This is a genomic window from Streptococcus sp. 5346 (genome assembly GCF_013277455.1).
GTDB lineage: Bacteria > Bacillota > Bacilli > Lactobacillales > Streptococcaceae > Streptococcus.
Window position 1 is genome coordinate 125,577 of the sequence record NZ_VMMY01000002.1, and the last position, 20,300, is coordinate 145,876.

Annotated in this window: 18 protein-coding genes and 1 riboswitch; of the genes, 2 read left to right on the forward strand and 16 right to left on the reverse strand. The window is 41.6% G+C overall.

The window, feature by feature from the left end:
- Nucleotides 1-25: 25 nt before the first annotated feature.
- The 15 genes from rpmH to HT732_RS01755 form a co-directional block, all read right to left on the reverse strand.
- Nucleotides 26-160, reverse strand: coding sequence for a 50S ribosomal protein L34 (gene rpmH, locus HT732_RS01685; RefSeq protein WP_000831905.1), 135 nt, complete (start codon nucleotides 158-160; stop codon nucleotides 26-28).
- A 545-nt stretch (nucleotides 161-705) separates the two neighbouring features.
- Nucleotides 706-1,905 carry an ABC transporter permease gene (locus HT732_RS01690; protein WP_173253755.1) on the reverse strand — a complete coding sequence of 400 codons (1,200 nt, stop codon included), beginning with the start codon at nucleotides 1,903-1,905 and terminating at the stop codon, nucleotides 706-708.
- Nucleotides 1,902-2,795: an ABC transporter ATP-binding protein gene (locus HT732_RS01695; protein WP_049533850.1), complete on the reverse strand. Its 894-nt coding sequence runs from the start codon at nucleotides 2,793-2,795 to the stop codon at nucleotides 1,902-1,904. The genes HT732_RS01690 and HT732_RS01695 overlap by 4 nt, the downstream gene beginning before the upstream one ends.
- Before the next feature lie 237 nt (nucleotides 2,796-3,032).
- Complete coding sequence (gene pheT / locus HT732_RS01700; protein WP_173253756.1) at nucleotides 3,033-5,438, reverse strand: phenylalanine--tRNA ligase subunit beta; 2,406 nt, start codon at nucleotides 5,436-5,438, stop codon at nucleotides 3,033-3,035.
- Nucleotides 5,439-5,514: 76 nt separating this feature from the next.
- On the reverse strand, nucleotides 5,515-6,024 hold the full coding sequence (locus HT732_RS01705; protein ID WP_173253757.1) for an N-acetyltransferase: 510 nt from the start codon (nucleotides 6,022-6,024) through the stop codon (nucleotides 5,515-5,517).
- Entirely contained in the window at nucleotides 6,024-7,070 is a 1,047-nt protein-coding gene (gene pheS, locus HT732_RS01710) for a phenylalanine--tRNA ligase subunit alpha (protein ID WP_173253857.1), read from the reverse strand. The genes HT732_RS01705 and pheS overlap by 1 nt, the downstream gene beginning before the upstream one ends.
- 270 nt (nucleotides 7,071-7,340) lie before the next feature.
- On the reverse strand, nucleotides 7,341-7,790 hold the full coding sequence (locus HT732_RS01715; protein WP_025170929.1) for a GNAT family N-acetyltransferase: 450 nt from the start codon (nucleotides 7,788-7,790) through the stop codon (nucleotides 7,341-7,343).
- A 4-nt stretch (nucleotides 7,791-7,794) separates the two neighbouring features.
- Entirely contained in the window at nucleotides 7,795-8,214 is a 420-nt protein-coding gene (locus tag HT732_RS01720; protein ID WP_173253758.1) for a chromosome partitioning protein ParB, read from the reverse strand.
- A gap of 27 nt (nucleotides 8,215-8,241) precedes the next feature.
- Nucleotides 8,242-8,892, reverse strand: coding sequence for a phosphatase PAP2 family protein (locus HT732_RS01725; RefSeq protein WP_240155822.1), 651 nt, complete (start codon nucleotides 8,890-8,892; stop codon nucleotides 8,242-8,244).
- On the reverse strand, nucleotides 8,882-9,445 hold the full coding sequence (locus HT732_RS01730; protein ID WP_000185823.1) for an ECF transporter S component: 564 nt from the start codon (nucleotides 9,443-9,445) through the stop codon (nucleotides 8,882-8,884). Before HT732_RS01730 ends, HT732_RS01725 begins: the two co-directional genes overlap by 11 nt.
- Before the next feature lie 163 nt (nucleotides 9,446-9,608).
- A riboswitch (FMN riboswitch) is annotated at nucleotides 9,609-9,843 on the reverse strand.
- Nucleotides 9,844-9,902: 59 nt separating this feature from the next.
- A complete protein-coding gene (locus tag HT732_RS01735) occupies nucleotides 9,903-10,406 on the reverse strand; it encodes a tRNA (cytidine(34)-2'-O)-methyltransferase (protein ID WP_173253759.1) in 504 nt (167 codons plus the stop codon).
- Between the two features lie 192 nt (nucleotides 10,407-10,598).
- Nucleotides 10,599-11,429 carry an energy-coupling factor transporter transmembrane component T gene (locus HT732_RS01740; protein ID WP_173253760.1) on the reverse strand — a complete coding sequence of 277 codons (831 nt, stop codon included), beginning with the start codon at nucleotides 11,427-11,429 and terminating at the stop codon, nucleotides 10,599-10,601.
- The gene (locus tag HT732_RS01745; protein ID WP_173253761.1) at nucleotides 11,414-13,096 is read right to left on the reverse strand and encodes an ABC transporter ATP-binding protein; all 1,683 of its coding nucleotides are present in this window, start codon (nucleotides 13,094-13,096) and stop codon (nucleotides 11,414-11,416) included. The genes HT732_RS01740 and HT732_RS01745 overlap by 16 nt, the downstream gene beginning before the upstream one ends.
- 168 nt (nucleotides 13,097-13,264) lie before the next feature.
- Nucleotides 13,265-13,813 carry an ECF-type riboflavin transporter substrate-binding protein gene (locus HT732_RS01750; protein WP_000403162.1) on the reverse strand — a complete coding sequence of 183 codons (549 nt, stop codon included), beginning with the start codon at nucleotides 13,811-13,813 and terminating at the stop codon, nucleotides 13,265-13,267.
- 18 nt (nucleotides 13,814-13,831) lie between these two features.
- On the reverse strand, nucleotides 13,832-14,680 hold the full coding sequence (locus tag HT732_RS01755; RefSeq protein WP_173253762.1) for an S-adenosyl-l-methionine hydroxide adenosyltransferase family protein: 849 nt from the start codon (nucleotides 14,678-14,680) through the stop codon (nucleotides 13,832-13,834).
- 188 nt (nucleotides 14,681-14,868) lie between these two features.
- On the opposite strand from HT732_RS01755, the gene trkA reads away from it, so the two are divergent.
- Together trkA and HT732_RS01765 are read left to right on the forward strand one after the other, a co-directional pair.
- A complete protein-coding gene (gene trkA, locus HT732_RS01760; protein ID WP_112444427.1) occupies nucleotides 14,869-16,218 on the forward strand; it encodes a Trk system potassium transporter TrkA in 1,350 nt (449 codons plus the stop codon).
- Between the two features lie 3 nt (nucleotides 16,219-16,221).
- Nucleotides 16,222-17,661, forward strand: coding sequence for a TrkH family potassium uptake protein (locus HT732_RS01765; RefSeq protein WP_173253763.1), 1,440 nt, complete (start codon nucleotides 16,222-16,224; stop codon nucleotides 17,659-17,661).
- Between the two features lie 184 nt (nucleotides 17,662-17,845).
- Here the strand turns inward: HT732_RS01765 and pflB are convergent, their stop codons facing one another.
- Nucleotides 17,846-20,170 carry a formate C-acetyltransferase gene (gene pflB / locus HT732_RS01770; protein WP_000260631.1) on the reverse strand — a complete coding sequence of 775 codons (2,325 nt, stop codon included), beginning with the start codon at nucleotides 20,168-20,170 and terminating at the stop codon, nucleotides 17,846-17,848.
- Nucleotides 20,171-20,300: the final 130 nt, after the last annotated feature.

Consider the following 20,300-nt stretch of genomic DNA (forward strand, 5'->3'; position numbering starts at 1 on the left):
TGATTTTTGTTATGGTTCGTTTGGATTATGCAGCCAAAACTTTGCGTCCTTTACGACGACGAGCTGCCAATACGCGACGACCGTTTTTAGTTGACATACGGTTACGGAATCCGTGTTTGCGCGCACGACGAAGTTTACTTGGTTGATAAGTACGTTTCACGATGAATACCTCCTCATAGATTTTGTATTCGTTTAGCCGGCTATAAAGTGATCAGTTACTAAACATACTTTACTATTCTATCTGATTCTTTCACTTTTGTCAATAGCTCTAGACAAATGTTTCCAGCTTTTTGTGATTCGAATGTGATTTGAAAGTTCTATAAAGTTCTATAATGAAGTTAGCCACCCAGCTCTCCTAAAAATTAGATGGTTCAACTAGCTGATAGCTAGTCCTCGATTTCATTTGATAAGAGGGTTGGATCTGTTAGGCTGGCGAGCCAAGGCTAAGACTAGTCTTGGTTTAGCTAACAAAACAGCTTCAAGGGGGCCTCGTGTCAAATGAAATGAAAATAATTGCCCTCAATATCTCCATTTTTGGGGGACATAATCACTTTCGATTGACAGTACATTTTTCAAAAAGTTTACATTACGCCTTTAACCCAGTTGTATCAAGGATTTATCTACTGTCTAAGGAAAAGTACAAAAATTTTTAGTTTTAATTCCACTCTTTTTATCTCTAAAAAACCTCGCTTTCGCGAGGCTCTTCTATTTATAAGATAAGGCACGTTTAAAGGTTTTCCAAATCCCTAAATCATCCGTTTGAAGGACTAGGCTGGCATACATGCGTCCGATAAATCCTGTTGCTACCACCGCAAAAATCACTGTAATAGCAAGTGAAATCCATGCTTCTACTCCCCCTGCATAGCCATTAATGGTTCTAAATGGCATAAAGAAGGTCGAAATAAAGGGAATATAAGAACCAATCTTCAAGATGAGATTGTCACCAGCTGCACCTAGAGCTGTCACTCCAAAAAAACCACCCATAATCAAAATCATCAAAGGCGACAGGGCTTTTCCTGAATCCTCAGGGCGAGAAACCATAGAACCTAGGAAGGCTGCTAAAACAACGTACATAAAGAGGCTAACCAAGACAAACAATAAGGTGTTGAGCGAGAAAGCCTCTCCTATATGGTTTAAAATACCAGATTGTGCCAAGATTGGTAGGTCTTTAAAGAGAAGAATGGCAGCAAGTCCACCCACGACGTAAATGCCAATATGGGTCAAAATCACAAGAAGCAGAGCCAGCATGCGAGCGTAGAAATAATGACTAGCTCGGATACTAGAGAAGACCACCTCCATAATTTTGGTTCCTTTCTCGCTAGCCACTTCCTGAGCAGTGACACTAGCATAGGTAATCAAAATCATATAAAGGAAGAGACCAAGCCCTGCGGCCGCAAAGGTTTGAATCATTTTTTTATTTTCCTTGACTTCATCAATCTTTTCTGTGAATTGAACTGTCTGCGCTAAGCGTTTTTCCTGCTCTTGAGACAAGGAGGCCGTTGAACGATTAAGCTGATTTTGCAGTTCATTGAGTGTACCTGTAACTGCAAATTTAATTCCATTTTCAAGCGATGTTTCGCCATGATAAACTGCCTTTAGAACACTATCTTCTTGATCAATAGTTAGATAGCCTTTTAATTTTTCATCTTTAATCGCTTCTTTGGCACTTGCTTCGTCTTTATAGTCAAAGTTAACACCATTTACATTCTTCAGTCCTTCTGCTACAGATGGCACTGTTGTCACTACTGCCACTTTATCATTTTTAGCCATAGAAGAACCTTGGAGATAGGCAATTCCTACAGAGATTCCTAAAAAGAGGAACGGCGAAATCACCATAAAGAAGAAACTCCACGATTTGACATGTCGAAGATAGGTTTCCTTGATTACAACCCACATATTTCTCATACTTCCACCCCTGATTCTAGTTTAAAGATTTCATCGATTGTTGGCGCTTGTTGGTCAAAGGTTGCAATATATTGCCCTTGAGTCAAGATTGGGAAGAGTTCCCTTCCAGCACTCTCATCCTCCAAAATCAATTTCCAACTGCCTTGTTTGGTCAAGCTCACCTGTTTAACATGAGGAAGTTTTTCCAATTCTTCCTTGCTTCGTTCACTTGAAACAAAGAGACGCGTTTTCCCGTATTGATTGCGGACATCCTGAACTGGTCCATGCAAGACCACACGACCATCTCGAATCATGAGAATATCGTCACAAAGCTCCTCGACGTTGGTCATGACATGGTCAGAAAAGATAATGGTTGCCCCTCGCTCTTTTTCCTGAAAAATGACTTGCTTGAGCAATTCTGTATTGACTGGGTCCAATCCACTGAAAGGCTCATCCAAGATAATCAAGTCTGGTTCATGAATCAGAGTAATAATGAGCTGAATCTTCTGCTGATTTCCTTTTGACAGACTCTTGATTTTATCAGTCAGCTTCCCTTTCACTTCCAACCTCTTCATCCATTGAGGAAGTTTTTCCTTGATTTCCTTAGCATCCATACCTTTTAGAGTCGCCAAATAGCGAACTTGCTCAAGGACTGTCAATTTAGGCATAAGACTGCGTTCTTCAGGCAGATAACCAATCCGAGCATAGGTCTCCTGACGAATATCCTGACCATCTAGACTGATTTCTCCTTGGTATTCTAAAAACTTCAAAATACTGTGGAAAATCGTTGTCTTCCCAGCACCGTTTTTCCCGACTAGTCCCAAAATACGACCTGGTCGCGCTTGAAAGTCAATACCAAACAAAACTTGCTTGGATCCAAAACTTTTCTCTAGACTTCTTACTTCGAGCATCTTTAACCTCCGAAATTTCTTTCACTTATTATACTCCTTTTTGATAGCCTTTACAATGATTTCTGTCCATTTTTAGAAGACTAATGCTATGTAAAATATGGCATGGAGCGTTTTTAGTGATAAATCCATTATACAGTAGTAAACTTAATTTATCCACTCTGCTCCTCAACTGTCTATTTTTAATCCTGAATTGTTATGTGAAAAGAAAAAATCCACCCCGGAGGATGGATTGATATTTTAACGCACTTCTGCATTGACTTTTTCTTCAAGTGATGCTTGGATTTTTTCCATGTAGCGTGCGACTTCTTCATCCGTTAAGCTGTCTTCTGGATTTTGGAAAGTCAAGCTATAAGCCATTGACTTCATACCAAGTCCCAATTTTTCGCCTGAGAAGACGTCAAAGAGTTTGATATCTGTCAAACGTTTCACGCCGGCAGCTTGGATCGCGTCCACAACTTCTTGGTGAGTCACTTCTGCCTTGAGAAGGAGGGCAACGTCACGGCTAACTGCTGGGAATTTTGTGATTTCCACAAATGGAGTAGCAGGTTGAAGGGCAGCCTCAATGGCTGAAAGGTTGAGCTCAGCCACATACGTTTCTGGAATATCGTAGGCCTTAGCAGTAACTGGGTGTACTTGACCAAGGAAACCAAGAACTTGGTCACCGAGTGAAATGACTGCTGTACGACCTGGATGAAGGCTAGCAATTTCAGATGTTGCTGTATAAGTTACTTGGAGGCCCAAACGAGCAAATAGCGCTTCAAGGATTCCTTTAGCATAGAAGAAATCAACTGGAACTGCTGCTGTTTGGAAATCTTTTTCAGCAACCAAACCTGTCAAGGCAAAGGCAAAGCTATTAATCTCATTTGGAAGTTCTTCTTTTGGATTGCCAGTTTGTTCAAAGACTTTTCCAATCTCGTAAAGGGCCAAGTTTTTGTTCTTACGAGCCACGTTGTAGGCAACGGTATCAAGGATACCAGAAATCATATTTTGACGGAGGACTGAACGATCCACTGTCATTGGCCACATGAGTTCAGTAAGGTTACTTGGTTGAGCTGTGAACTCTACTGCTTTTTCAGGAGTTGTCAGAGCATAGGTGATGATTTCTGTCAAACCTGCTCCTTCAGCAATCGTACGAACTTGACGTCGAAGTTTTTGTGTCGCAGTCAATTCACCAGCTGTACCGTCATCTTTTGGAAGGCTGGTTGGCAAGCGGTCATATCCATAGATACGAGCGATTTCTTCAAAGAGGTCTGCCTCGATTGTGATATCCCAACGACGACGTGGTACGCTGACTGTAAAGCTGTCTGCATTTCCAGAAAGACCAAAGCCAAGACGACGGAATACATCTTCTACATCTGCGTAGGAAAGCTCTGTACCGAGGACACGGTTGACGTCAGCAAGGGTAGAAGAAACTTCCACATCAGAAGTATCAAGCTCACCTGCTGAAACGATTCCCTTACGAACCGTCGCACCAGCAAGTTCTGCAATCATGCTAGCTGCCGCATCAAGGGCTTCATTGACTGTTGCCACATTGATGCCTTTTTCAAAGCGAGAAGATGACTCAGAACGAAGATTGAGGCGACCGCTAGTCTTACGAATTGATTTTCCGTTGAAAACAGCAGCTTCAAGGACGACACGACTTGATTTCTCAGAGATTTCTGTAGCCTCTCCACCCATGACACCTGCAAGGGCTACTGGCTTGTCAGCGACAGTAATGACTAAGTCACTTGATTCCAAGTTACGTTCTTCGCCATCTAAAGTCACCAATTTTTCACCAGCACGCGCTTCACGTACACGGATGTCACTCCCTTCAAAGGTATCCAAGTCAAAGGCGTGCATTGGTTGACCAAAGTAGAGAAGGATGTAGTTGGTCACGTCCACTACGTTATTGATTGGACGGATTCCTTCGTTCATGAGAAGGTTTTGCAACCATTGTGGACTTGGTGCGATGGTCACATTGTCCAAGATACGAGCTGCATAGTAAGGTGCTTTGTCTGTCTCAATACCCACAGAAAGAGCATCTGCTGCAGCTTGGTCTGTTTCTGAAAGAGTAAATTCTTTAAAGTTGACTGCCTTATCATAGATAGCTGCCACTTCGTGAGCCACTCCACGCATAGAAAGGGCATCCGCACGGTTGGGTGTGATAGAAAGTTCGATGATTTCATCATCCAAGTCTAGATATGAGAAGACTTCATCTCCAGGAACGGCATTTTCTGGCAAGATTTGGATGCCATCTGCGAATTCCTTAGGCACAACTGAGTCAGAAATTCCCAATTCGCCAAGCGAACAGATCATCCCAAGTGACTCAAGACCGCGGATTTTCCCTTTTTTGATCTTGTAGTTGTCAGCGATACGAGCTCCTGGAAGAGCTACCATAACCTTGATGCCTGCACGCACATTTGGGGCACCACAGATGATTTGACGGGCTTCTTCTTCGCCAACGTTAACCTGACAAACATGGAGGTGAGTTTCTGGCACATCTTCGCAAGACAAGACCTCACCGACGACAATTTTTGAGAGACCAGCAGCAGGTGATTCGACACCTTCTACCTCGATCCCTGTAGTTGACATTTTTTCAGCCAACTCTTGTGATGGCACATCAATGTCCACCAATTCTTTTAACCATTTATAAGATACAAGCATAATTTAGTTTTCCAGAATGACAGTTGCCACTCTAGTTCTTTTCCTTTCCTATCATTTCAATAGAAGAATCATCTTCTTACCTTAATTTCTTTCTCAGTAACCAATCCGTATCTACTTTTTGACCAACCATAAAATGATGTTGGCTAAATTTTTCAAAACCATATCGATTATAAAACGCTTGAGCTTTTGTATTATGCTCCCAAACACCTAGCCAAGCCCAAGAAAAACTATTTTTTGTAGCAAGCTCCAGAGCAAATTCAAAAAGCTGCTTACCAAGTCCAAATCCTTGGAATTTTTGTAGCACATAGAGGCGTTGAATTTCAAAAGCCTCCTCTAATTCTCTCTCAGTTTGAGCACTTCCCCAGTTGACTTTGAGAAAACCAGCTATCTCCTCTTCATTCATAATGAAATAGGTTTCAGAGTCAGGATTTTCCAACTCAGTTGACAAAGTTTTCAGACTATAAGTCTCTTCAAAGTATTCCTGTAACTGCTCTTCCGTATTATCATGCGCAAATGTTTCACGAAAGGTTTGTTTGGCAATTTCAGCCAACACCTCAACATCTGCCATTTCTACTTTTCTAATCATTATTTAAACTGTTCTGAGAAGCGAACATCTCCTTGGTAGAATCCACGGATATCGTTGATTCCGTAACGGAGCATGGCTACACGCTCTTGTCCAAGACCAAAGGCAAATCCAGAGTAAACAGTCGCATCAATACCACTCATCTCAAGGACTCGTGGGTGAACCATACCGGCCCCCATAATTTCGATCCAACCTGTTTTCTTACATACGTTACAGCCTTCTCCACCACACTTGAAGCAAGAAACATCCACCTCAACAGATGGCTCTGTGAATGGGAAGTAAGATGGACGCAGACGGATCTGACGCTCTTCACCGAACATTTTTTGCACAATCAACTGAAGGGTTCCTTGAAGATCAGCCATAGAGATATTTTTCCCAACAACCAAACCTTCGATTTGGTGGAACTGGTGACTGTGGGTCGCATCGTCCGTATCACGACGGAACACACGCCCTGGTGAGATCATTTTCAAAGGACCTTTAGAGAAATCATGGGCATCCATAGCACGCGCTTGAACTGGAGATGTGTGAGTACGGAGTAAGATTTCTTCTGTGATATAGAAAGTGTCCTGCATATCACGGGCTGGGTGGTCTTTTGGAAGGTTCATACGTTCAAAGTTATAGTAGTCTTGCTCTACTTCAAAACCATCCACGACTTGGTAACCCATCCCAATGAAAATATCTTCGATTTCTTCACTGGTTTGTGTGAGGACATGACGGTGACCAGTCGCAACAGGACGACCTGGAAGCGTCACATCGATAGTCTCGCTAGCCAGTTGAGCCGCGACTTTCTTTTCTTCCAATAGCTTAGCTGTTTCTTCAAAAGCAGCTGTCAATACATCACGAGCTTCATTGACGTGTTTCCCAATGATTGGACGCATCTCAGCAGAGACATCTTTCATCCCTTTGAGAATTTCAGTAAGCGAACCCTTTTTCCCTAGGACAGAGACACGCAAATCTTGCATCTCTTTTTCATTTTCAGCAGTAATCTGCTTCAAGCTAGCCAGCGTTTCTTCGCGAAGCGCTTTTAATTGTTCTTCAATAGTTGACATAATTCCTCCATCAGTCGCTCGTAGATAAAAAGAAAACCACATGCCAAAAACTCCACTCGGAGCGTTGACACGCGGTACCATCCGTTTTCATCTGACAAGTCAGACCTTCATTTCTAAATCCATGCACAAGTGAATTCACCCAGCTTTCATATAGAGAGCTTACAGTCACGGCTCTCCTCCCTGATATACTTCCCTTAGGCTACTAGTCTTGCGGATTTCTATTCAATTACTACTTAGTTTATCAGATTTTTAGTTAAAAAACAAGTTAGATTAGATTAATTTCAGTATAAAACTCATTCCTTTTTCTGTTGCTCCATTTTCCACAAATCCAAGCGACTTGAAACACCTCCTAGAAGCATGATTGTAGGTGTAGATTTCCTTGACTCTCAATTCTTTCCATCCTTTTACTCGAGCCAATTCAATCAAAGCACTTAGAATCTTTTTTCCAAGTCCTCGATGTTGATAAGCGGAATTCCCAATCACAATGGGGAGATTATCCTGAGATAGTGTAACATCCCCAATTGGAAACCATTCTCCCTTCTCCTTGACTTCAATCCAAAAAAGTTCACCATGCTGATCCAAATGGGAATACATAGCTTCCAAAGTTTCTTGACTATAAGGTCTCTTCACACCATCTACGAGGTGAACCAAGTTCACATCCTGATACCAAGCAAAAGCTTCTTCACAATGATTGACCTTATAATAAGGAACAAGACGCAGTGCATTATCTATTTGTAAAATCCGTTTCATCTGCTTTCCTTTTCAATAAGAGAGTTGCTGCTTGATTAAAACCATCACACCAGTTATACCATTTTGCTTCATACTCATCTTGAGCTAAGATATGATTTTTCAAATCCAGAACAGAGTAAATCTTTCTTTCCTCACAAGCTTGCGCATAAAGATGATATAGTTCGTCACCACCATCTCTATCCCACTCAGCAGAAATCGTATCCCGACCTGCCAATAAAGCCTGATAAGCCCTGTGATGTCCATCTGTAATCAACAAGCAATTTCCAAATGCAAGAATACTAATTGGATCAACATTGTTTAGTTCTACCGACTGATAAAGTGTCTGGATGCCTGCTAGTTTCTTTTCTGATAAGTATAGTTGAGTCGGATGAAGATCTGCTATATTGACTCTCATTTCTTTCTCCTCAAAGGAATTTGATACTCACTTCTGCTTACCTTTAAATCGCCATTGGAAGCGGAGCTTATCATAAAAGGGAAACTCGATAAACAAGACTCCCAAGCCGACACAGAGACTGGCAAGGACATCTGATGGGTAATGAACTCCCAGATAGACCCTTGATACCAACACACTGACTAGGTAGAGGCCTAGGACGATTTGTACGATTTTTATCCAGACTGGATTTTTAATCCGTTGACTGAGAATGACAATCAGAGAACCGACCATCAAGGTTACAGCCAGAGAATGGCCGCTTGGAAAGGAAAATCCCTTCTCCTCAACCAAGTGTAAAATAGCTGGTCGTGGGCGCTGGTAGATATTTTTAAAGGTCACGATTAAAAGAGCTGCCAAAGCCAGATTTCCCAGCATGAAGAAACTTTCTATCTTCCACCGCTTACGATAAAAGACAAAAGCTGTAATGACAACCCAAGTGATAATCACTGGAATATCAATCAAGCGTGTGATGGCCCTAAAAAGAATAGTCAAGTAATCTGGCAAGTCTCCTCGAACGGCAGTCTGTATCGGTTGGTCAAAACCGACCAGCGTTTCAGGGTAAAATTTGACCATATAGCCAAGAATAACGAAAAGTAAAAGGGCAAAACTGCCCTTCATTAAAAATGTTTGTTTATCTCTCATAATGTTTTAAGGTTGGTTTCAAAAGGACATACAACAACCAGAATGAAACGGAAAAGATTACACCCTCAATCAAGTTAAAAGGTAATACCATGGTCATTAGGTAGTTGGAAAGTCCCAAAATTTTTCCAATATCAAAGTTAGCAAACTTAGCGTACAAAGGAACAGCGTAAACATAGTTGAGAACCAACATAGCCACGGTTAAACCAATAGTTCCAGCTAGAGAGCCTAGTAGGAAACGAAGGGTTGTCCGTTCCTTTTTCCAAATCAATGCAAAGACGATGACAAAAACTCCCAAAGCTACGATATTCATTGGCAAACCAATGTAAGTATTCACTCCCTGGCTATTAAGAAGCAATTTCAAGAGTGAGCGAAGCAAGAGAATTCCTAGAGCAGCAGGCAAATCCATGACCACCAAGCCCACAAGGACTGGCAAGATACTAAATTCGATCTTGAGGAAGGACGCCGCTGGTAAAAGCGGAAAGTCAAAGTACATCAGCACAAATGAGATGGCTGATAAAATCGCAATGGTCGAAAGTCGACGTGTGTTTGTCATAACAGGTTCCTCCAATTTTCTATAAAATCAGAAGAAGTTAGAAAGGATTCCTCTATCTATTCTCACTTTTTATATCCCAAAAGTTCCCTCTCACTCTATTAAGGAAATTCAAGCAAGCGGTTACAGTTTAGCTATAAATCTATCAGAACAGACAAAGCTATTCTTTCGTCTTCTCCCATCCAGACTATACTGTCGGTTGTGGAATCTCACCACATCAGCTTGCGCTCGCGGACTTCTTTAAAGAGAAGGAAATAGAGATTTTTCTTTTAGACTAGGCGACAAGCTGTAGGCATAACTTCTGGTTAGGCAAAGCTTGTCAACAAAGTATAAAAGGAAAAGATCATTTCCTAGTTAAAGTCACCGCCGGTCGGGAATCACACCCTGCCCTGAAGACTCTTTTATCATAACAAAAAACGCTTGCAAGCGCAAGCATTTTGTTCATTTTCATTTTCATTTTTTATTTCAATTTATCTGCTTCATAGGTATGAACGAGCTCAAGACCTGCAAAGTTCTGCTGGCGGAGAGCCTCATAGACAATCATGCAGACGGTATTAGACACATTGAGACTGCGGACATGTTCATCATTCATGGGAATACGGAGAGCTTTCTCAGGATGTTCTCGCATAAAGTTCTCAGGCAAGCCCTTGTCTTCACGTCCAAATAGAAAATAATGGTCTTCGTCAGTCGATAAATCCACCTCAGAATACACTTTCTCAGCGAATTTAGAAATCAGATAGAGTCTTCCCTTCATCTGAGACATAAAATCTTCCAAACTCTCGTAAAAATAAATCTCTAGTTTATCCCAATAATCCAATCCAGCTCGCTTCATCTTGCGGTCGTCAATAGGAAAGCCCATTGGCTTGATGATGTGGAGGGGAGAATTGGTCGCAGCGCAAGTACGCGCGATATTGCCTGTATTTTGTGGAATTTGAGGTTCAAATAATACAATGTGATTTGTCATGACTTGCTTCCTTTCACCATTGCAAAAAAATAGCCACACTGCCCGGAGTCAAGCTCAGCAAACAGCGTGGTTAAGGCATCGTTAACTTACCTCACAACAGGTTTGAAGTAAATCAGCGAAACTACTTTCTTAGTATAACACTTTCAGAATCATTGTCAATAGAAACGACTTGATTTTTTCAATTTTTTCAAGCTATTTCCAAGGGTTGTAAAATCGTCCCTGATTTTGCAAGATAAGTAGTAAACTAGCTACTAAAAACAAGGTTGCCAAGAGCAAGGTAAGATAATCATCTTTTTTCAAAGCCTGATAACTATACCAAGTGCGTTTTTTCTCTTTCCCAAAGCGTCGAAGCTCCATGGCGGTAGCGATGGTATCAATGCGTTCTAGCGAGCTAAAAATCAAGGGTGTAATAATGCGCAGATTGCCTTTGATTCGTTGCATAAGAGAAGCTTTCTTGGATAATTCCATCCCACGCGCCTCCTGAGACATCTTGATAGTAAAGAATTCTTCCTGCAAATCTGGAATATAGCGCAAGGTCAGGCTGACTGAATAGGCAATCTTGTAAGTCACACCAATTTGATTTAAACTGGAAGCAAACTGACTAGGGTGGGTTGTCATCAAAAAGATAATAGCCAGAGGAATGGTGCAAAGGTACTTAATGGCTAAATTTAGCAAATAAAAGAGTTCTTGGCTGGTCAGAGTGTAGGCACCGATTCCCTGCCAAATCACACTTCTCTCTCCGTAAAGTCCCACCCCATACTCGGGAGAAAAGAGATAGACCATCAAGACGTTTAAAACGGCAAATACCGTCGCAAAAACGGCTACAAAGGAAACATCTTTAAAACGGATTTCTGACAAATAGAGGAGAAAGACCGAAAAGATGGCAATTAGAACAAGCAATCTGGTATCATAGCTAATCATGGCCGCCAATGATACGAGAATGAAAAAGAGGAGTTTCCCAGCTCCTGACAAGCGATGAATCACAGTATCTCTATGCTGGTAACCGATTAATTTAGCTTGCATCCTTCTCTCCTTTCTTTGTAAAATGCCGTTAAAGCAAGTGGATCCACGTCTAGTTTTTTAGCCAAGTTGAAGATTGAAGTTTCTTTTAGATTGGCTTTTATTAACAGCTCAGGATTGCTCAACAGACTAGCTGGATCGGTATCGGCAATCAGTTCCCCATCCACCATGACAAGGGCTCGGTCTGAATAATCCAGCATCAATTGCATATCATGCGTAATCATGACAATGGTATGACCTTTTTGATGCAACTCTTCGAGAAATTCCATAATCTCAGTATAGTTCTTCTGGTCTTGACCTGCTGTCGGTTCATCTAAGAGGATAATTTCAGCCCCTAAGACCAAAATCGATGCAATAGTCACACGTTTTTTCTGACCAAATGACAGGGCAGAAATAGGCCAATTACGGAATTCAAAAAGACCGCAGATTTTCAAGGTTTTATAGACTTTCGTTTCAATTTCCTTCTTATCCACACCTCGCAAACGGAGCCCCAGAGCCACCTCATCAAAAATCATATTGGTTGAAATCATTTGATTGGGATTTTGCAGCACATAGCCTACTCGTTCCGCCCGCTCTGCAACAGAATCTCCTTTGATATCCTGGTCTTCCCAAAGGTAAGAACCTTCTGTCTGGATAAATCTACTTAAGGCCTTGGCTAGAGTTGATTTCCCTGCTCCATTTTTCCCGACAATGGCAATCTTTTCGCCCTTTTTAATATCTAAATGTAGGGATTTTAAAATCGGTCTATCATCATAAGAAAAAGACACGTCCTCTAATTTAAAGAGTGACTGCAATTCTGGGGTTTCTTTTACCAGTTCCGTCCGCAACTGAATCTGGCCTTTTGAGATAGACAAATTATCCAGATTCGCTAATTGTTCTTCCTTGACTAAATCCACACCCAATTGACGGAGAGTGGTTAGATAAAGCGGTTCCCGGATTCCATTTTGAGTCAATAAATCAGTCGCCAGTAGTTGGTCAGGACTCCCATTAAAGAGGATACGGCCATCGTTTATCAAGACAATCCGATCCACAGGGCGATGCAGAACATCCTCCAAACGGTGCTCAATAATAAGGGTCGTCGTCCCCTCTTCCTTATGAATCTGGTCAATCAATTCGATAATATCCTGACCTGACTTGGGATCTAGATTGGCGAGTGGCTCATCAAACAAGAGAATCGGACTTTCATCAATCAAGACACCAGCCAGACTGACTCGCTGCTTTTGTCCACCAGACAAATCCTGAGGTCGCTGAGCTAGTAAATCAAGAAGGTCCAGCTTTTCAGCCCATTTATGAACACGATTTTTCATCTCATCTAGAGCTGTCACGTCATTTTCCAGAGCAAAAGCCAAATCCTCTGCCACGGACAGGCCGATAAACTGCCCATCTGTATCCTGCAAAACTGTACTGACCAGATGAGATTTATCGTAGATGCTCATATCAAAGGCTGCTTGCCCCTTGATCAAAAATTCTCCAGACATCTGACCCTTGTAAATATTGGGAATAATTCCATTCAAACATTGACCCAAGGTAGACTTACCTGACCCAGATGGCCCAACAATTAAGACTTTCTCTCCCTTATAAATGGTCAAGTCCACCCCTTGCAAGGTTGGTTCTTGTTGCGTTTCATACCGGAAAGAGAAATCCTTCCACTCAATTATAGCTTCTTTCATCTTACTCTCTTCATTCGCTTCTTAGACTTCTATTTTATCATAAATCGAACCCTTCTTGCAGACTCTTCTCTTAAAAACTTAGCGCCAAAAAGATTCCTATCCTAGCTTACTTGCCTAACTAATCAATAAACATTGAAAAAGACTGGTTGCCCAGCCTTCCCCATCATTTTAGTCCTTTTTCAAACTTCCTGCACGAGTTTGAGTTCCTGCATAGGCAAGCAAGAGAAGAGTTCCTGCAATAGCTACAGATACACCATTAGCAATTCCCGCAACAATCCCTTGGGCAAATACTTTTTCTGCCGCTTCTTGATAAATCACAACATCTCCAAGTGGTGCCAAAACACCCCAAACAAGAGCATTTGCAAGTAGTTGAATGAGGTTAAAAATAAGAATATCTTTCCAGTCAAAGACACCATTGATTACACGAACGTACTTTCTAAAAAGTCCCACAACTAGACCAAAGAGTCCGCTAGCGATAATCCAAGTCCACCACAGACCATATCCAGCAAGAGAGTCCTTGATTGCATGACCAATCAACCCGACAAGCAAACCGATAATCGGTCCAAAAATAATAGAAAGTAGCGCTTGTACCGCATACTGAAGCTGGATGCTTGTATTGGGAACAGGGGTCGGAATATTGATCATCCCGATGACGACAAAGAGGGCAGCGCCAATTCCGACAGCAACAACTTGTTTAATTGTAAATTTGATTTCCATACTATTTATTCTCCTATTTTATGATTCTATTTTCTTTATTTCAATGGTCCAAGATGAACCGACACCTACATTATAGGCCTTGGCAAAGGAACCTTGGTTGATAGCCAGACCTAAACGATAGAGGGAGTTGATGTAAAGGATGGGTTGCCCAATTCTCACATCTGCAAATGATTTGCCATAGACAACCTGATTTTGATAGACCAGCATATCTGCATGATAGATGGTCACTTCAAAACGATCACCGAATGCTGGTTCCAGCTTGTAAAATTCTTCTCGCGTGATAGAGGTCCAAAGCGAACCAAAACGCACATCTAGAATATCAATGGCTCCCTTCACCAGATGATCTTCAATAATGGTCTCTACGACTGGAAGCTCCACAATATGGTCCACACTGAGCTCTGGTCCCACTTCCTCAAAAGAAATGTGACCACTGGCCAGTTTAGCACCAGTATAGGCATAAACATCACGACCGTGGAAGGTATAAGAATGCTCTGTATTTTGACGTCTATTGGCCACTTCAGAAATTTCACGAATAGCTACAATGCCAACGTGTTTCTTGATAAAAGAAAGCGTCCCATTGTCTGGCGTGACAATGTATTGATTTTTTGCAGTCTTGGCAACCACACTCTTACGTTTCGAGCCGACACCTGGATCGACAACCGATACAAAAGTCGTTCCCTCAGGCCAGTAATTCACCGTCTGAAAGAGACGATAGCTCCCCTCAAAAATATTATATGGCGTGATATCGTGCGTCAAATGATGAATTTTTAAGGTTGGAGATTCTTCTAAAGCCACTCCAATCATAGCCGATACCGCACCATCAACCAGACCAAAGTCTGATTGTAATACCAGTAAATTATTATTCATTTTATCTCCTTGTATATCCTTTATCATACCATATTTCAGAGAAAGGTGCTAATAGCTATTTCAATTGATTAGGGTATAGTTTTACCTTATAGCAAATTTCCTACTAAAAGCACTTGTTATTAGCTAGTAGGTGCATTTTTTCTTGAAAAAAGGTATGATAGTTACATCATGAAAAAGTAGGTTTTAATATGAAAATTATCCTTGTCGGAGGGGGAAAAGTTGGTTTTGCCCTCTGTCGCTCCTTGGTTGCAGAAAAGCATGATGTTTTGCTGATTGAGCAAGACGAAGCTGTTCTCAATCATATTGTTAATCGCTTTGATATCATGGGTATCCTTGGTAACGGGGCCGATTTTACCATCCTTGAGCAAGCCAGTGTCCAGGATTGTGATATCTTTATCGCCCTGACTGAATACGATGAAGTGAACATGATTGCAGCCGTTCTAGCCAAGAAAATGGGAGCTAAAGAAACTATCGTTCGGGTGCGAAACCCTGAATATTCTAACTCTTATTTCAAGGAAAAGAATATTCTCGGTTTTTCTCTTATCGTTAACCCTGAGCTCTTGGCTGCCCGCGCTATCGCGAATATCATTGACTTCCCCAACGCCCTCTCTGTCGAACGTTTCTTTGGTGGACGGGTCAGCTTGATGGAATTCACTGTTAAATCCTCCAGTGGTCTTTGCCAAATGCCCATTTCTGATTTTCGGAAAAAATTTGGCAATGTTATTGTCTGCGCTATAGAGAGGGATCATCAAATTATCATTCCAAGTGGTGACATGACTGTACAGGATAAAGACAGAATCTTTGTCACTGGTAACCGTGTTGACATGATGCTCTTCCATAATTATTTCAAGTCTCGTGCCGTGAAGAGCCTTCTCATCGTCGGTGCAGGTAGAATTGCCTATTATCTACTAGGTATCCTCAAAGACAGTCGTATTGATACCAAGGTTATTGAAATCAATCCCGAAATCGCTAGCTTCTTTAGCGAGAAATTTCCAAATCTTCATATCGTTCAAGGAGATGGTACTGCAAAAGATATCCTGCTGGAAGAAAGTGCTCAACACTATGATGCCGTTGCAACTCTAACAGGAGTCGATGAGGAAAATCTGATTACCTCTATGTTCCTTGACAGGGTAGGTGTACAGAAAAATATTACCAAGGTCAATCGTACCAGTCTCCTCGAGATTATCAATGCGCCTGATTTTTCAAGTATCATCACACCTAAAAGTATCGCTGTAGATACGATTATGCACTTTATTCGTGGTCGGGTTAATGCCCAGTATTCAGACCTTCAAGCCATGCACCATCTAGCCAATGGCCAAATCGAAACCCTGCAATTCCATATCAAGGAAGCCAATAAAATGACTGCCAAACCTCTTTCTCAACTCAAACTGAAAAAAGGGGTTCTTATTGCGGCCATCATTCGAAAGGGCAAGACTATTTTCCCAACTGGAGAGGATATGCTGGAAGTTGGAGACAAGCTCCTTGTAACAACTTTGTTGCCAAACATCACTAAGATTTATGACTTGATCGCGAGGTAAGAAATGAATAAAAGTATGATTCGTTACCTCCTTTCAAAGTTACTTTTGATTGAAGCTGTTCTTCTTTTGGTTCCTGTAACTGTCGCTCTCTATTACCGTGAATCGAGCCAAGTCTTTACAGCCCTCTTTACAACGATTGGGATTCTCGTATTACTAGGCGGTTCAGGAATTTTGCAGAAACCAAAAAATCAACGGATTTATGCCAAGGAAGGAATCTTGATTGTGGCCCTCTGCTGGATTCTTTGGTCTTTCTTTGGCGGTCTCCCCTTTGTCTTTGCTAGACAAATTCCCAGCGTTATCGATGCCTTTTTTGAAATCAGTTCTGGCTTTACAACTACTGGAGCAACTATTCTGAACGACGTTTCGGTTCTCAGTCGTTCCCTCCTCTTCTGGCGAAGTTTTACCCACTTGATTGGAGGGATGGGGGTGCTTGTTTTTGCGCTTGCTATTATGGATAATGCCAAGAATAGCCACCTAGAGGTGATGAAGGCTGAGGTTCCTGGCCCTGTTTTTGGCAAGGTTGTATCCAAACTCAAAAATACTGCCCAGATTCTCTATCTCCTTTATCTAGCTCTCTTCTCCCTCTTTGTCATCATCTATTATCTAGCTGGCATGCCCCTATTTGATAGTTTTGTCATTGCCATGGGAACAGCAGGTACAGGAGGATTTACCGTCTATAACGACGGGATTGCTCACTATGGTAGCTCACTGATTACCTATCTGGTTAGTATCGGAGTTTTGGTTTTTGGGGTAAATTTCAATCTCTACTACTACCTTATGCTCCGTCGCGTCAAGGCCTTCTTTGGAGATGAAGAACTTCGTGCTTACTTGATCATCGTGCTGGTTTCTACAGGCTTGATTAGCCTCAATACCCTCTATCTCTATCCAGGATTTTCAAAGAGTTTTGAAATGGCCTTCTTCCAGGTTTCCAACATCATTACAACGACTGGTTTTGGTTACGGAGACATTACCAACTGGCCCCTCTTCTCCCAGTTTATCCTCCTCTTCCTCATGGCAATCGGTGGCTCTGCTGGTTCAACCGCAGGTGGACTCAAAGTTATTCGAGGCCTCATCCTTTCAAAAATTGCCAAAAATCAAATTTTGTCAATCCTATCGCCCCACCGTGTTTTGACCCTCCATGTTAATAAAACTGTGATTGACAAAGATACCCAGCATAAGATTCTCAAGTACTTTGTCATCTATTCTATGATTTTACTAGCACTTATCTTTATTGTCAGCCTAGATAGCAATGATTTTCTGGTTGTAACCAGTGCTGTCTTTAGCTGTTTCAATAATATCGGGCCTATTCTAGGAACCACTTCTAGTTTCTCAATCTTTAGTCCTATCTCAAAAATTCTCCTCTCCTTTGCAATGATTGCAGGGCGCTTGGAGATTTATCCAATCCTCCTTCTCTTTATGAAGAGAACTTGGTCTAAGAGATAAAATACAACCACACCTTGTTTCCTTACAAAGTGTGGTGTTTTTATTTCTGATGATCTCTCACCCCCAACTAACTCTCTTTTTAAACCAAGCGAGACACTTCAGATCCTGACTTAAAATATTTAAGAATCCAAAAACCCTCAGTCGACTGATCGAGGGTTCCTTATTTCATTATTCAAGAACTTGATTAGCTCAACGCATCCAAGGCATCATCCATTGAAAGAACTTCGTGGAAGACACGTTGTGTCAATTCAGTTTTTTGTTCTGGTGTGAGGTATTTAGTGTTTACACAGTATCCAGAGATACGTACGATAACATCTTCACCAGACATAATCTTTTCGTAAACATCGTTCAAGTCCATAACGTTCAAGTTAACGTGTTGTCCACCGTTTTCGAAGTAACCATCAAGGATTGTTACCAAGTTATCAACTTGTTCGTCACGAGTCTTACCAAGAGCGCGAGGTGATACTTGTGTAGTCAATGAGATACCATCAGCTGCATAACTAAAGTCAAGACTAGAAAGTGAGTTCAAGTTTTGCAACCATCCACCTTTAGCTTTATTAGATGGGTTAGCACCTGGTGAGAAGAATTCAAGTTTAGACAAGTTCACAGAACCATCTTCGTTGAGGTATACACCTTTGTGGACTGGTGAGTTACCAGTTTGTTTAGAGTAAGCAACGTTAGATGTGATAGTCAAAAGTGAAACTGTAGCTTCTGCGTCTTTGTAAAGTTTGTGGCTACGTAGACGAGTTGTGTAAGCTTCGATCAACCATTCTGCCAATTCGTTTGAACGTGGGTCATCTTCACCCCAACGTGGGTATTCACCGATTGTTTCGTAATCGTAGATGTAGCCATTTTCATCACGGATTGGTTTAACTGTAGCGTATTTGATGGCTGACAATGTATCAACAGTGTTGGCAAATCCACAGATACCGAATCCCATGTTGGCACGTTGTTTAGTTGGCAAGAAGGCCATTTGAACAGCTTCGTAGTTGTACTTATCAGTCATGTAGTGGATGATGTTCAAAGCATCTACGTAAGTGTCAGTCAACCAGTCAAGAGATTTTTCAAAGTTAGCTTTAACTGATTCAAATTCAAGAACTTCGTCACGGATTGGTTCGATGTCAAATACTTTGTAGTCTTTGTGAACATCGTCGTAACCACCGTTCAAACCAGTAAGAAGGGCTTTCAATACATTTACACGCGCACCGAAGTACTGGATGTTGTGGCGTTGTTCTTCATTTTCTGGGTCAAGTGGAGACACACAGCATGAGATACAGCTCATTTCACCATATCCGTCTTTAGCCATTGTTGTTACACCTTCGTATTGGATAGAAGAGTGTTTGTGGCTCATGTGCATACAGTAGCGACGGAAGTTGTATGGCAATTTGTCAGTCCAAAGAACTGTCAAGTTTGGTTCTGGAGAGTTACCGATGTTGTCAAGAGTGTTCAAGAAACGGTAGTCCATCTTAGTAACACGGTGACGACCGTCGTTACCCATACCAGCCATAGAAGTTGTGATGAAGGTTGGGTCACCTGAGTACAATTGGTCGTAAGCTTTTGTACGAGCAAATTTAACTGTACGAAGTTTCATAACGAAATCATCAACGAATTCTTGGATTTCTGATTCAGTAAATGTACCACGAGCAAGGTCACGTTCTGCAAAGATGTCCAATACGATTGGCACACGACCTAGAGATGTAGCAGCACCGTTGATAACACGGCAGACAGACATGAAGGCGATGTTAACCCATTGGATGGCTTCTTTAACGTTCATCGCTGGTTTGCGAACGTCAACTCCGTAAAGGTCACCCAAGCGAACAACTTGTTGCAATGCTTGGTATTGAAGGTTGATTTCTTCACGAAGACGGATTGTTTCTTCATCGATTTCTTCGATTGCATTCCAGTCGTTTACTTTTTCTTGCATTAAGTAGTCTGCACCGTAAAGAGCAAGACGTGCGTAAACACCGATGATACGTCCGCGTGAGTATGCATCTGGAAGACCAGTTACAGTGTGAGCGTGACGAGCGCGACGGATATTTGAAGTGTAGGCACGGAAAATACCGTCGTTAACTGTTGTTACATATTTAGTGAAGATTTCGTGAACAGCTGGGTCTGGTTCGTATCCATTTTCTTTCAAAGTAGTTTCAGCCATACGGATACCACCTTTTGGCATGAAGTTCAATTTGAAGAGTTCATCGTTTTGGATACCGAAGATAACTTCATTTTCTTTATCAATAAATCCTGCTGGAATGTCAGCAATAGATGTTGGACGAGTGTCCATTGGGAAACGAGTTTCTTCGTAGTGAGCCTTAGTTTCTTCTACAATTTTTTTGATGTGAAGTGAACGTTCTGTTGGTCCTGCGAGGAAGCTTTCGTCTCCATCGTAAGGTGTGTAGTTAGCTTGTACAAAGCGTGATACACTTGCTTTTTCTTTCCAATCTACGCCTTTGAAGCCTTCCCAAGCTTTGTCAAAAATATCTTGTGCTTCAACAACTGTTTTAACAACCATGTTAATGTCCTCTTTTTTCTTTCTAGTAACAACCATCTGTTACATTCATGAGTCAAGTATACCATACAGTAACCGATTTCAACAAGTGAAAATTCCCTATTTTTACACTTTCTTTTCTAAAACAGTCTAC

Bases quoted from the DNA above. Each gene is read 5' to 3' on its own strand.
- pheT (WP_173253756.1), bottom strand. From the start codon at position 5,438: ATGCTTGTATCTTATAAATGGTTAAAAGAATTGGTGGACATTGATGTG.
- pheS (WP_173253857.1), bottom strand. From the start codon at position 7,070: ATGTCAACTATTGAAGAACAATTAAAAGCGCTTCGCGAAGAAACGCTG.
- pflB (WP_000260631.1), bottom strand. From the start codon at position 20,170: ATGGTTGTTAAAACAGTTGTTGAAGCACAAGATATTTTTGACAAAGCT.
- trkA (WP_112444427.1), top strand. From the start codon at position 14,869: ATGAAAATTATCCTTGTCGGAGGGGGAAAAGTTGGTTTTGCCCTCTGT.
- HT732_RS01705 (WP_173253757.1), bottom strand. From the start codon at position 6,024: ATGATTAGAAAAGTAGAAATGGCAGATGTTGAGGTGTTGGCTGAAATT.
- HT732_RS01690 (WP_173253755.1), bottom strand. From the start codon at position 1,905: ATGAGAAATATGTGGGTTGTAATCAAGGAAACCTATCTTCGACATGTC.
- HT732_RS01720 (WP_173253758.1), bottom strand. From the start codon at position 8,214: ATGAGAGTCAATATAGCAGATCTTCATCCGACTCAACTATACTTATCA.
- HT732_RS01765 (WP_173253763.1), top strand. From the start codon at position 16,222: ATGAATAAAAGTATGATTCGTTACCTCCTTTCAAAGTTACTTTTGATT.
- HT732_RS01735 (WP_173253759.1), bottom strand. From the start codon at position 10,406: ATGACAAATCACATTGTATTATTTGAACCTCAAATTCCACAAAATACA.
- HT732_RS01695 (WP_049533850.1), bottom strand. From the start codon at position 2,795: ATGCTCGAAGTAAGAAGTCTAGAGAAAAGTTTTGGATCCAAGCAAGTT.
- HT732_RS01745 (WP_173253761.1), bottom strand. From the start codon at position 13,096: ATGAAAGAAGCTATAATTGAGTGGAAGGATTTCTCTTTCCGGTATGAA.
- HT732_RS01755 (WP_173253762.1), bottom strand. From the start codon at position 14,680: ATGAATAATAATTTACTGGTATTACAATCAGACTTTGGTCTGGTTGAT.
- HT732_RS01725 (WP_240155822.1), bottom strand. From the start codon at position 8,892: ATGAGAGATAAACAAACATTTTTAATGAAGGGCAGTTTTGCCCTTTTA.
- HT732_RS01730 (WP_000185823.1), bottom strand. From the start codon at position 9,445: ATGACAAACACACGTCGACTTTCGACCATTGCGATTTTATCAGCCATC.
- HT732_RS01750 (WP_000403162.1), bottom strand. From the start codon at position 13,813: ATGGAAATCAAATTTACAATTAAACAAGTTGTTGCTGTCGGAATTGGC.
- HT732_RS01740 (WP_173253760.1), bottom strand. From the start codon at position 11,429: ATGCAAGCTAAATTAATCGGTTACCAGCATAGAGATACTGTGATTCAT.